Genomic DNA, 13,678 nt, shown 5'->3' with positions numbered 1-13,678 from the left:
AATTTTAAATTATTCCCCGCTATAGTAATTCTGTAGCGGTTTTTTTGTATTATATGTCAACCAAAAAATTATTTTTGTTATTGATCTTGATAATTGGTACAAGCTTGTTATCAGGTTGTCAAGAGATTGAAGCAAATTCAGTCCCCAAAGCATCTAAAACTTGCCCTGGCAAAGATGCTAAATTCAGTATTGATTTTTTCAAAACCAATAATCAAGGTAAAAAAAATCTCAGAGGTATTAACAATGTAATTATTTTTAATCCCAAATCAGCAGAACTAGATTTCAAAGTGAATGTTGGTCTATCTCATAAACTCTACGCCAAAGACGCTAAAGGTAAACTTCGTAAAGAATACATCCCAAAACAGTTTCATGAACTCATTAGTGATGAAAATGCCAAACTAAATGGACAACTACCAATTGCCGCAATTAATGCCGACTATATAGGTACTGATAATAAACCACAAGGCTTAAATATTTCTCGTGGCGTAGAATATTCAGGAATATTTAAAAATAAGCGTTCTTCCTTTGGAATATCAGGAGGTACACCCAACCAGCGACAAGCCACTATCCAAACTGGTAGAAGAAAAAGCGATATTCTCAATTACAATTTAGTGGGTGGTAACGGCAGATTCTATCGTCAGGGTAAGTTTAAAGATATTTGTCAAGATTTGGGAGAATTTGCTTGTAAAAATGCTACTAATCGCTCTCTGGCAGCGATTACCGATCGAGGCTATGTAATCTTAATAGTTAATGACTTGAAAGCTAATTCTGATATTGAATCATCTCAACTTAATCAAGAATTACTGCCAGATATGTTTGATAATGTCCTAGAAGGCATTGCGAGCAATAATTGTTTAGGTAAAATTCAAGAAGGAATTTTATTTGATGGAGGTATGTCTCCAGGATTGGATTATAATCAGAAAACTTATGTAGAAAATCTTGGGCCAATTGGTTCAGTTTTTTTGATTTACAAAAAATAAAATAGTTGATGACTATTTGAATTTTTGCAAATTCTCAAGTTTGTTTGGATTTACCCAACGATTGACAAATTCGTGGTTATGTTTGTAGACCTTAATTTGCACTTGCTTAGAACTTAACTGGACTACTTCGGCAGGAATTCTTTGGATATCTTTAGAATCTGCACGAGACTTGTAAAGCCAAATTACTTTTTGCCCTACTTTAAAGTAGTCAGAATTGCTAGTTAAAGAAGGTGCTTTTTCTGCCCAAGAGGGGAAAGCGACTGCTAAATTAATTAAAAGTATTAAGACCACTAGAGTAATTTGTAAAAGTTTTATGCTTGTTGCACTTGTCTTGAGTCTGCTGGGGCAGTCAATTTGCCGATCTAACATTTAACTATTCTCCTTCTTTGTTTTATCAAGGTTAAAAGGTAGGTACACTAAAACTACTTTAGCCCCCATTTCTCACAAGATTGAGGGGAAGGGGAGGCAGGGGAGGCAGGGGAAGCAAGGGAAGCAAGGGAAGAAAAAACTAATACTCGCATTTCTCACAAGCTTGAGGCGAAGGATGGGCAGAGGGGAAAGAACTTGGTATTTGAACTCTCCTCTGCTCCTCTGCTCCTCTGCTCCTCTGCTCCCCCTGCTCCCCCTGCTCCCCTGCTCCCCTGCTCCCCTGCTCAAGCGCAGGCTTAATCGACATGTGGTGAGAAATCCGGGTTTAGGCAACTTAGCATTAGTTTGGTCTTGGAATCCTGACAAAACACCTACTTTTATCTCACTAATAAATTTTAGTTTTGATAGCACTAGAGATTAGCGGAGTTAATTACTTAGGCAAAAGCTTGTATTAATCACAAGGCAAGTTTGTATTTGTTTAAAGTTCAAATCTCTACTAATTTCAGGATAAAGTAACTTATAGAATAAAATCAAATAGTCTTGTTTGTTAAAAGGATAAATTAAATTTATGCTTGACCGGATTCCAGTCAAAATTTCCGAGCAAAGCCTGCACCGAATGTCCAACTAAATTCTGACTCCTGACTCCTTAATTCTGTTTGATAAAATTGTTTGTGATGCTCTGATTTGCGATCGCAATCTCTATCTCAGGAGTAATAGACGCAAAAGAACACTTTATCGTAAGAATTGGTAATATATGGTGCTTTATGAATTTTAATCTCTATGGCTCACATTAGAAGCCTATTTGTGGCAAAGCAACCTAATATTGGCATACTAATTCGTGTCCTGCGGCAAGAGTTAAATCTGTCTCAAGAAAAATTTGCCGCCGAGTTTGGTGTTACTTTCCCAACAATTAACCGTTGGGAAAATGGGCATGTAACACCTTCTCCTTTAGCAATACAGCGAATCAGTAGTTTACTCAATGAGTTAGGCGAACGCGGGCAAATTATCAAGGCAACATACTTCCGAGAACAAGAGTAAGAGTAACCTTTGTGAGTTCGGAATGAGAATTTGCCTTGTCACCTGGGAATATGGATGATATATAGGTGACAATGAGAAAATAGTCAAAACTAGCAACTTGCCTTTAAAAGACGGTCTCTAACCTTTAAAAAGTCAGGGCAGAGTTGAGATTTCAACGCTGTATATGACCTTAAATATCTTCCAAAATGACTGTTTGGCAGCATAAACGTCTAAAGTAGAGGATATTTTGACTAAAAACGATCACAGATTTATCCTTTAACCGACGCATGACCAATCGAGAGGAATTAATGAAGAACGAGTCAACGTCAGCAAGCAACACCGACATAAATTTCCTTCTCGGCGGAGGTGAAATGGGTGCTAGGATGCGAGAACGGGACTGGTCAAAAACCTCTCTTGGTGCAACACAACAGTGGCCACAGAGTTTAAAGACTGCCGTGCGGATTATGCTAACTTGCCGCCAAGCGATGTTTGTCTGGTGGGGCGAAGAACTCATAAACCTTTATAATGACGCTTACAAAGCGATCATTGGCGGCAAACATCCAGAAGCACTAGGGCAGCCAGCTTCTGATGTGTGGCGGGAAATATGGGATCAGGTTAGGCCTCGCGCCGAATCAGCGATGGTGAAGAACGAGGGCACTTACGACGAAGCGCTACTGCTAATTATGGAGCGTAACGGCTACCCGGAGGAAACTTATTATACTTTTTCATATAGCCCGGTTCCTAATGACCAGGGAAACACGGGTGGGATTATCTGCGCCAATACAGACGACACCCAGCGCATCATTGGTGAACGTCAGTTGGCACTTTTGCGCGAATTAGCGGCTAGAACGGCAGATGCACGGACATTCGATGAAGCCTGTACACTGAGTGCGAATTGTCTAGAGAGCAACCCTTACGATTTGCCTTTCGCAATGATTTATTTAGTCGATCCAGATCGGCAGCAAGTTTTTCTGGCAGGAACGTGCCGTATCGGGCAGAATCATGTAGCGGTTCCTGAAACAGTCGATCTCGATTCTGATTCAGTTTGGCCCTTTGCGGAAGTTATCAGAACCCATCAGCCAAAACTGATTTCTGATTTGGAAGTATCTTTTAGTAGCTTACCTTGTGGTGTTTGGCAGCGATCGCCCCATCAAGCGATCGCAGTCCCAATTGCACCATCCGGTCAGACAGGAAAAGCTGGTATATTAATTGTCGGCTTAAATCCCTTCAGGCTATTCGACGATAATTATAAAAGATTCATTGATTTAGTTGCAGCTCAAATTGCAGCCAGCATCGCTAACGCCCAAGCCTACGAGGAAGAACGCAAACGCGCCCAAGCATTGGCAGAAATAGATCGCGCTAAAACAGTCTTTTTCAGCAACGTCAGCCACGAGTTCCGTACTCCCCTGACCCTAATGTTGGGGCCATTAGAGGAAACCTTAGCCAATTGTGCCACCCTGCTTCCAGCTAAAGAACAAGAGCAGTTAAAAATGGTGCAACGGAATGGACTCCGCCTGCTAAAACTAGTCAACAGCCTATTAGATTTCTCACGCATCGAAGCTGGACGAGTTCAAGCCTCTTATGAACCCACCGATCTGGCCACTTTCACCGCAGAACTCGCTAGTGTATTTCGTTCAGCAGTAGAACGCGCAGGGATGCAATTATCAGTCAATTGTCCTTCCCTTCCAGCACCAGTCTATGTAGATCGGGAGATGTGGGAAAAAATTGTTCTTAACCTGCTCTCTAACGCATTCAAGTTCACAATGGTTGGAAAAATCGCGGTCAGCTTGCAGTGGGCAAACGATCGCATTGAGTTAGCAATCCAAGATACAGGAATCGGCATCCCAGCAGAAGAAATTCCCCACCTTTTTGAACGATTTCACCGCGTTAAAGGGGCGCAAGGACGAACTTTTGAAGGGTCAGGAATTGGATTATCACTGGTACAAGAATTAGTGCAAATGCATGGCGGAACAGTCAAAGTCACCAGTGTTCTAGAAGCAGGTAGTTGCTTTACTATATCAATTCCAACGGGATATGCTCATTTGCCTCCAGACCGGATTAGTGCGCCTCGAACCTTAGCTTCAACTGCATTAGGTGCAACACTTTATTTAGAAGAAGTCCAGCGTTGGCTACCAGAAGAGAGCAGGGGAAGCAGGGGGAGAAGAGAAGCAGGGGGAGAAGAAATTGTTCAAGAAGACGACACATATATAGATTCTTCCCCTACCGCCCGAATTCTCCACTCCTCCCCCCGAATTCTCCTGGCTGATGATAACGCAGATATGCGTGATTACGTCAAGCGCCTGTTAGGTCAGCAATATGACGTGGAATCAGTTGCAGATGGTTTAGCTGCTTTGCATTCTGCTCGTGGGCGTGTCCCAGACTTGGTACTGACTGACGTAATGATGCCTGAATTAGATGGCTTTGGACTGCTGCAAGAATTACGGGCCGATCCGCAAACGAGAAAAGTTCCAATCATTCTGCTGTCAGCGCGGGCGGGCGAAGAAGCACGGGTGGAAGGGTTAGAAGCGGGAGCCGATGATTATTTAATTAAACCGTTCTCAGCTCGGGAATTGTTGGCGCGGGTGGAGGCAGCCCTAAAAATGGCTCGGCTCCGCGAGGAGGCAATGCAACGAGAGCAAGGGTTACGGATTGAAGCTGAGGTCGCAAAAGCCCACTTAGAGACTGTCCTAGCTGGCATTCAAGACCAGTTTTATGTGTTGGATCGGGAGTGGCGTTATACCTTTGTCAACGATCGCCTAGCAGATGTTGTGGGTATCCAAAAGAAAGATTTACTAGGTAGGAGCCTTTGGGAAGTGTTTCCCGATCTAGTTAAAACCGAGTTTTATACTCAGGTTCATCGGGCAATCGCCCAACAGATAGTTGTTCGGTTTGAATACTTTCATGCTCCTTGGCAACGCTGGTTTGAGAATCGCCTTTACCCCTTTGGTGAAGGAATAAGCATCTTTGTTACAGAGATTAGCGATCGCAAACAGGCAGAGAAAGCACTTCGTGAAAGCGAAGAACAGTTCCGCAACATGGCTGACAATGCCCCTTTCATGGTTTGGGTAACAGATATCGCTGGCTACTGCACCTATCTCAGTAAGAGCTGGTACGACTTTACCGGTCAAACTGAGGAAATGGGTCTGGGATTTGGCTGGTTGAACGCCGTCCACCCAGAAGATTACGAAGAGGCTAAGAATATTTTTCTGGAAGCTAACAGTTACTGTTCGGCCTTTCGTATGGAGTACCGCTTACGGCGCAAAGATGGTGTGTATCGCTGGACAATCGATGCTGCTAATCCTTGGTTTGGGGTGGACGGTCAATTGAAAGGTTACATTGGCTCAGTCATTGACATTACAGAACGCAAAGTAGCAGAAGCCGAACGCGATCGCCTCCTGCTACTTGAGCAAGCTGCTAGAACTGAAGCTGAAACAGCAAACCGGATTAAAGATGAGTTTTTGGCAGTACTTTCTCATGAATTGCGATCGCCTCTCAATCCCATTCTTGGTTGGGCTAGACTCTTGCAAACCCGAGAATTTCACCAAGCAGAGATCAAGAAAGCGATTGCAACCATCGAGCGGAATGCTAAATTACAAGCGCAACTAATTGAAGATTTGCTCGATGTCTCTCGGATCTTACAAGGCAAGCTCAACCTTAATATGTTTCCTGTCAACATAGTGCTGGTAATTGAGGCGGGATTGGAGACAGTGCGTTTGGCAGCAGAGGCTAAAAATATTCAAATTCAAACAATGCTGGATGCTTCTTTAACGCACGTTTTGGGTGATTCCGGTCGTTTACAACAAGTAATCTGGAATTTGTTATCGAATGCTGTCAAATTCACTCCTGAAGGTGGAAAAATTGCTATTCGACTGGAGCGCATTGATACTCAAGCTCAGATTACCGTCAGCGATACAGGTAAGGGGATCAACCCGGAATTTATCCCTTATGTATTTGAATATTTTCGTCAGGCTGATAGCACCACAACCCGAAGGTTTGGTGGGCTGGGGTTAGGGTTAGCAATTGTCCGTCATTTGATAGAATTACATGGTGGGACGATTTGGGCAGAAAGTTTAGGGGAAGGGCAAGGAGCTATTTTCACGGTCAGATTACCCCTGATAAAAAAAGAATTAGCTCCAAAAGAACAGATCGATATCGATCGTTTAAATGACTCTTCTACAACTGAAATCCTTACAGGTATCGAAATCTTAGTTGTGGACGATGACGATGATACCCGTGAATTCCACTCATTTGTGCTAGAACAAGAGGGAGCAAGGGTAATTGCTGTGGTATCAGCAAAAGAAGCACTGCAAGTATTGGCTGAGTCAGAACCAGATATTTTGCTCAGTGATATTGGTATGCCAGAGACAGATGGTTATATGCTGATCCGCCAAGTTAGAGCATTGCAGGCAAAGCAAGCTAAACAGATTCCCGCGATCGCTTTAACTGCTTATGCTGGAGAAATCAACCAACAACAAGCACTTGAATCAGGATTTCAAAAGCATTTGTCTAAACCCGTTGAACCAGAGGAGTTAGTCAACGCAATTGCAACTCTGATTGGCAGGAATGGGAATGCCTGAGTTCCAAAAACCATTCAAAAAACACCTTGACGATTGAGAGTGTTTTGGCATTATCAGGTATATTCATAAAAATTATTAAAAATTATAGTTTCCGATTTTTTATCTGGCGATAGAGATAATATCATCTCCGTTTAAGGACTTATCATGAAGACCGCAGTTCTTGCTGGGGGAAAGAGGGTTTTCCGATTTTTGCACAGATGTGGGAATCATAACTAATTAACCGGACATGATATAAATCCCTAGCTGATTTTCCCCTTTATTTCATAACTTAAATTCTTAATCTAACTATTGATTAATTTGCTTCATTTCACCAAAAACTAGGCAATTAGTTGAGGATTTAGGATAAAAATATAGATATACTGTTGAGTTAATTGATAGACTAAATTATTCAATTTCCAGAAATCATCAAATCTTCATGTATCTGAAGCATAGTTTATCTTTTGTAGTAAAAATAGTGGGAATAATAGAACAAATCAGATTAAAAAAGTAGTTAGCTATGAGCCAAATATGTTCTATCTCCAAAACCTGTGCTTGTCGCAATGTTGCACGCTGCCAGACTAAGGAAGCAGGCAGGCTCTTTCTCTGGTTTCCCGTTCCACATACCCTAAAAAAAGTCACCTCCTACCTAAATAAGTTTGCCCTAAAGTATGAATTAATGCACGAGCGTCCAGGTTTGAGTTTGGACTGTAGACCTGGACAGTCTCAAGAAATTGCCCGTAACCTGGCCCAACTACTAGCACCGAGAGAATTAAAAGAGACGCAAGTCCTTTTCATTCGAGGTGCTATCCAACCTCAAATCCACGATTTTAGTGATATAACCTCATTACAACGCTTCATTAAATTTAACCAATCCGACTGGCTGGTTGAAATGTTAGTAACTGAACGATTCACCAGTTACTTTCAAGCAATTGTCTCAATTCAAGATACATCGCAGATTTATGGATATGAATCGCTCTTGCGCGGGCTGGATGAACAAGGCAATTTAGTACTACCAGGGTCAATTATGGAGTTAGCAACCGAAGCCGGATTAATACCCCAACTCGACCAAATTGCTCGCCTCAGCACAATCGCTCAAATCAGCCGCCATCAAGTAAGTGGGCACATCTTCATCAATTTTGCACCAACCTCACTTTATGACCCAGTTTTTTGCCTACGTAGTACAGTAGAGGCAATTGACCAAGCAGGTATCTCCCACGATAGGATTGTTTTTGAAGTCGTAGAATCAGACAATCCTCAAGATTTAGCTCACCTGAAAGCTGTCCTCCAATATTACCGAGATGCTGGGTTTTTAATCGCCCTCGACGATCTTGGCTCTGGCTATTCCAGCCTAAACTTGCTGCATCAGTTACGTCCAGATTTTATCAAGCTGGACATGGAGTTAATTCGAGATGTGCATCAAAACCTGTACAAAGCCTCGATTACTGAGAAGCTTTTAGAGATTACGCAAAAGTTAAACATCCAGACTGTTGCTGAAGGAATTGAGTGCATCGAAGAACTGAACTGGCTGCGAGAAAGAGGTGCAACTCTTGCCCAAGGCTATTTGATTGCTAAACCTAGTGCAGTGCCTGTCACCACAACCCCTCACTTTGAGGCGATCGCATCAAATGTAGCATTGGCAGATTGTAAACTAGTTGAGCAGCACGTTCAACACCAAAATGAGTCCGAGCGAATTGTCGCAGCTGTGACGCAGCGAATTCGACAATCATTAGAGTTAGACGAGATTTTGAAAACCACAGTAGCCGAAGTGCGGCAACTGTTTGAGGTAGACCGAGTAATAATTTACCAATTTAAGCCAGACTGGAGTGGGTTAGTAGCTGTAGAATCTTTAGCAGAAGAGTGTATGTCCATTCTGGGATTTAACGTTATGGACACGTGCTTTCAATCTACCCGTGCAGCTTACTTTCAACAAGGTAACACTAGAGCGATCAAAGACGTTGAAAATGCAGGATTATCGCCGTGTCATCTTGACCTCCTGCGGAGTTTACAAATCCGGGCAAACCTTGTTGTGCCTATCTTGCAGAAAGAGCGGTTGTGGGGACTATTGATTGCTCACCAATGCCGTCATCCCAGACAATGGCAGCAATCGGAGATTAACTTATTTAACCAGTTAGCGGGACAAACTGCGATCGCTATTCAGCAATCAGAACTTTACCACCAATTACAACAAGCAAACCAAGAATTACAGCGCCTTGCCTGTTCGGATGGGCTGACTCAAGTGGGAAATCGACGCTGCTTTGATGACACATTCAACGCACAGTGGCAAAGGTTGGCACGAGAGCAAGGTTCGCTATCTTTAATTTTGTGTGATGTCGATTACTTTAAACTTTACAACGACACGCATGGACATCTGGCAGGAGATGATGCACTCAGACAGGTAGCCAAGGCAATCTCTCAGACAGTTAAATGCCCTGCTGATTTAGTTGCTCGTTACGGTGGAGAAGAGTTTGCAGTCATTTTGCCGAATACTGATATGGAAGGGGCGATTGCAGTTGCAAGAAATATTCAGACAAATGTTAGTGTATTAAAAATGCCTCATCCCCATTCTCATGTTAGTGAATTCATCACCCTCAGTCTTGGTGTGGCAACCATCACTCCTCATCGCCAATTATCTCCCGCAACCTTAGTTGCTGCTGCCGATCAGGGACTCTACCAGGCAAAAGCCCAAGGAAGAAATTGTGTGGTGCAGATGGACTGTGAGGATGTTGAACATTGAATCACCTTACCACGTTTTGTACCGCATCTTCCCCAATAAAAGTTCCTGTCTGAGAGGTTGAATGAACAAGTCTTTGGCTGTGATTTTAGGCACTTATTGATCCCCCCTAACCCACGCCAGTCGCTCATGGGGGAAACCCCCAAGACCGCGCTGGCTCCCCTTAAAAAGGCAGGGCTGTTTCATTCCATCTCAAACAGGATTTGTCAAGATGGTTAGCGAGAAAATTGTAAGTGAGGGTGACGAGAAGATGAACTTTTAAGCACTTGAACAACAGTAAAATTGTTCATTTTCTTGACACGCTGGTAACAAAATCATAAATTTTAAATCGCTATAATCCTTGATATTTAGCGCTTTTTAGGGAATGAATCAGCCCTGCCTTAAACGGAATCAAAGTCCCCCTTAAAAAGGGGAGCCACTGCGGTCTTGGGGTCTCCCCAAATGAAGCAAGTGGCGTGGATTTAGGGGGATCTAAAACTTTTGATACCGATAATAGGACTTTTCAAACATCCTTTGACTTCTATCTAATCGACCATCTTCCATATATACATTCAAGAGCTAAATAAATTATTTGCTGCTGTCAATTACGTATTTCAACAGTGTGAATTGCAGCTAAATAATCTTGTGACTACTTAACTAATCCCCGCAAGGAGACAAAAGCAGATAAACATTTCCCCCATAGGGGATGGAAATTGAGTAGAATATTTGACATCATTTGCATAGCAATCAGTGATGTCAAAACCAGCTACATCTACTAGGCAAAAAGCCAAGCCCAAGTCAGAGTCTCTTCCCACATGGGCAGATGACACTGAACTAGTGGGATTGGTGTTTGACCTTGAGCCAACCACTTCCACTTCTCTCTATTCCCAATACACAATTGGACTCCATGCCTGGTTTCTTGACCAAGTACGGCAACTCAATCCAGAACTTTCTGCATATCTGCACGATGGAGAATCGGAAAAGCCCTTCAATATTTCGGCGCTGTCAGGTCAACTTCTTGCCAGTGGTAGACAATTACAACTAGAAGCCAAGCAAATTTATCGCTGGCACGTTAATGCTTTGTCTCCAAGAGTCGTGCAGTTTCTCAAGCAATGGTTAACCGAACTGCCCCAAATCCTGGACTTAAGAGATGCTCTCCTGCAAATAAAACAGGTGAGTATTGTCCATCCATCGGCTACCTACGCGCAACTATTGCAGTTATCACCAGAGAAACCCTCTAACGTCAATTTCAGTTTTGTCTCCCCTACCAGCTTTCGCCGCAAGGGTCATCATTTCCCCCTCCCGGTGCCAGTTAATCTCTTTCATAGCTACCTGCGACGCTGGAATGACTTTTCGGGAATGCCTATTGAACCAGAACCTTTTCTCGACTGGATAGATGAAGGGGTAATTATCCATCAGCATCGTTTGGAATCGATGAAGGTAGCAGCTGGTAAACGAGGTTCGGTAACTGGATTCACAGGGGTAATGTCCTGTGGTTTGAGTAAGTCTGCTTTGGCTAACTCTGAGTTTACTCGGTTGTTTTATGCTTTGGCTCGACTGGCTCCCTACTGCGGTACGGGACACAAAACTACTTTTGGATTGGGACAAACTCGCTTAGATTGGGTGGAACCAGAGGTAAGCTCACCGACTCAGGTGCTAACAAATCTGCTGGGAGAACGCATTGATGAATTGACAGCCCTATTCACCGCACAGCGAAAACGTACAGGAGGCGATCGCACTGATAAAATTGCTTCTACTTGGGCAACAATCTTAGCACGCCGGGAAATGGGAGAATCATTACAGGTTATATCTCAAGATTTAGAAATGCCTTACGCTACTGTGAAAACTTACGTAAAATTGGCGCGTCGGATGCTCAGAACATTGACACTTTGATTTTAGCGGCGATCGCACTGAAATTCCTGAAATGTTGTTGCATTGAGCCAGAGGCGATCGAAAAATTGTGTCCACCTATACAACAAAGTAGTAACAATTACTATAGGCTTGGAAAGCCATTTACTTTTATACTTTTGGCGAAACTTCACCGCCAAAAAAGCACCAGAGCGATAGGAAATTATCTGTGACCAACTGCGATTGACAGTTATCAAACGCAAACATGGTTAAGTTGAACATATTTTGTCGGCAACAGATGTGACTTCCTACGCTCTGGTTATTTCTTTTAATTATAAAGGAGCAGAACCAAGAGATCCCATTTTTAAATGAGTTGGGGGATCTCTTGTAAGTAAATCCTATTTTTGTACAACCCTTTACCCACTATCGATTTCACCAAAATAAACCAGGTTTATGAACTCAAAGCTGAGTAGTCTATCAAGTTGAGTTTCATGAGTTCATAGTTGGCGCTGTCTTCGCTAAAGTACCAACTATGAACAATACCTACTCCTCAATCTAACCAATTAATTTCTGCCAACTACTAGGCCCGATAATCCCATCAGCATCTAAACCATTTTGCTTTTGAAAGTTCTTAACTACAACCTCTGTTTGCGGCCCGTAAACACCATCGTTATCAACACCTAAACGGTATTGCAAATATCTCACAACCGCACCACCAGCATGATTTGGTCTGATGATTCGTTTGGCCAAAATTAGATTTATGGCATTCCATGTAGTTTCGTCAGCAATTCCAGTCGTCTGAACTCCAATAATAGTCTGAAATTTTTCTACAGCAGATTTGGTGCTAGCCCCAGTAAAGCCATCTTCTACTAATGCCTTACCATTTTTATCGGTTATTTTGAGTCGATTTAAGGATTTTTGCAGTCTGAGAATAGTGGCATCTACATTTTCCTCTTCATCTGGTACGGGGTTAACAGGAGTAGTAGGCACTTTCCCTGTTAAGCCTTTAACGATCGCATTAGCCATTGCTTCGGGATTAAAAAGATTCATATCTTTTTGGGAATCGATGAAGCAACCTTCTACAAGAATTGCAGGCATATCTGTATTTTTTAGAACATATAAGTGGGAACCACTCTTAACACCGCGATTGAAAAATCCCAACTTGATGATTTCATCTAATACAGGTTTAGCGATTTTTCTCCCTGTATCGCTAGTTGCATATACTTCTGTGCCATTAGCTTGTCCATTAAAACAGTTAAAATGAATCGAGACGTAAATATCTACTTTACTGCCATTCGCTGTAGAACATCTTTTTGAGAGTGATTCAGTTACTGTCCTAGCACTACTCGGTCTACAGACTACGACTTCATTGCCTAAAGCTCTTAACTTGGCTATCACTCTATTGCCGACATCAAGAGTTAAATTATCCTCAAATTTAATCCCACTCGCTCCTGTATCTGGTGGACAATTGTGCCCACTATCAATTCCAAATTTCATGATTTCATCCTCAATTTACTTACTTTTTACACTACTTCAAAACTCTTCTAATTATATAGATAAAGTTTTGTTAACAAATCTGTTGAAGTACTTGTTCGCAATGTCGGCACTATTTTAAGCATTACTACGCTGGCAGACAAAATAAGTTTTTGTGCGAACCTGGACAGCAACTTGTATGTGATAAAATCCACTAATTCAAAGGTATATCGTCACAAAAAACACAACTATTATAATTTATCAAGATCGAGAATAACCTATTAATTTTTGCAATAAATTGAAATGCAGCAATTACATCCATTATTCAGATAATAACCCTTTGTAAAAGTAGAAAGCCATGACAAATGTATTTAACACACTGTGGCGCAAGTTTGCCACCTTTATCTTGTTAATCGCGATGGTAGCTGGATTTACGCCGTACTGTACTAAGCTGTTGTGTTTTTAATTTGCACATTGAGACAGCAGGGGAGCAGAGGAGCAGAGGAGCAGAGGAGAGGGTTTACAGGTTTTACCTAAAAGATTATGAGGCAACTTGTAGGCGCGATAGCTTAGTAGTCTGCCAAATTCTTTAAGAAGAATTCAGAAATCAGAATGGGCTAAACCTTACCTATCCGCTAACAGGAGCGGAGCCGGAGACGTTTCCTGTCAACTCCTGTCAGAATCAAGACGCTCTCTACGAGACGCTTGTAGCAACTGGCCTTGTG

The 13,678-nt window shown here is 42.4% G+C and carries 8 protein-coding genes; 5 read left to right on the top strand and 3 right to left on the bottom strand.

All coding sequences use genetic code 11. The annotated features are described in order from the left end of the window. Window positions 1-53: 53 nt before the first annotated feature. On the top strand, window positions 54-980 hold the full coding sequence (locus tag V7K42_RS01290) for a phosphodiester glycosidase family protein (RefSeq protein WP_334912798.1): 927 nt from the start codon (window positions 54-56) through the stop codon (window positions 978-980). Window positions 981-992: 12 nt separating this feature from the next. Here V7K42_RS01290 and V7K42_RS01285 read toward each other — a convergent pair whose 3' ends face one another. After that, window positions 993-1,349 (bottom strand): hypothetical protein, encoded by a 357-nt coding sequence (locus V7K42_RS01285; RefSeq protein WP_334912796.1) that lies wholly within the window; start codon window positions 1,347-1,349, stop codon window positions 993-995. Window positions 1,350-2,129: 780 nt separating this feature from the next. On the opposite strand from V7K42_RS01285, the gene V7K42_RS01280 reads away from it, so the two are divergent. From V7K42_RS01280 to cas6, 4 genes are all read left to right on the top strand, one after another. Continuing rightward, window positions 2,130-2,387: a helix-turn-helix domain-containing protein gene (locus V7K42_RS01280; RefSeq protein ID WP_334912794.1), complete on the top strand. Its 258-nt coding sequence runs from the start codon at window positions 2,130-2,132 to the stop codon at window positions 2,385-2,387. A 287-nt stretch (window positions 2,388-2,674) separates the two neighbouring features. Further along, on the top strand, window positions 2,675-6,943 hold the full coding sequence (locus tag V7K42_RS01275; protein ID WP_334912792.1) for an ATP-binding protein: 4,269 nt from the start codon (window positions 2,675-2,677) through the stop codon (window positions 6,941-6,943). Between the two features lie 496 nt (window positions 6,944-7,439). Beyond that, on the top strand, window positions 7,440-9,656 hold the full coding sequence (locus tag V7K42_RS01270) for an EAL domain-containing protein (protein ID WP_334912790.1): 2,217 nt from the start codon (window positions 7,440-7,442) through the stop codon (window positions 9,654-9,656). Window positions 9,657-10,385: 729 nt separating this feature from the next. After that, a complete protein-coding gene (cas6, locus tag V7K42_RS01265) occupies window positions 10,386-11,525 on the top strand; it encodes a CRISPR-associated endoribonuclease Cas6 (protein WP_334912788.1) in 1,140 nt (379 codons plus the stop codon). Between the two features lie 2 nt (window positions 11,526-11,527). Here the strand turns inward: cas6 and V7K42_RS01260 are convergent, their stop codons facing one another. Next, window positions 11,528-11,743: a hypothetical protein gene (locus tag V7K42_RS01260; protein WP_334912786.1), complete on the bottom strand. Its 216-nt coding sequence runs from the start codon at window positions 11,741-11,743 to the stop codon at window positions 11,528-11,530. 292 nt (window positions 11,744-12,035) lie between these two features. Beyond that, window positions 12,036-12,977 carry an N-acetylmuramoyl-L-alanine amidase gene (locus tag V7K42_RS01255; protein ID WP_094346921.1) on the bottom strand — a complete coding sequence of 314 codons (942 nt, stop codon included), beginning with the start codon at window positions 12,975-12,977 and terminating at the stop codon, window positions 12,036-12,038. Window positions 12,978-13,678: the final 701 nt, after the last annotated feature.

The organism is Nostoc sp., assembly GCF_036917455.1.
Taxonomy (GTDB): Bacteria; Cyanobacteriota; Cyanobacteriia; order Cyanobacteriales; family Nostocaceae; genus Nostoc.
The sequence above is the reverse complement of the archived record's forward strand: the minus strand, read 5'-3'. Positions and strand labels throughout refer to the sequence as shown.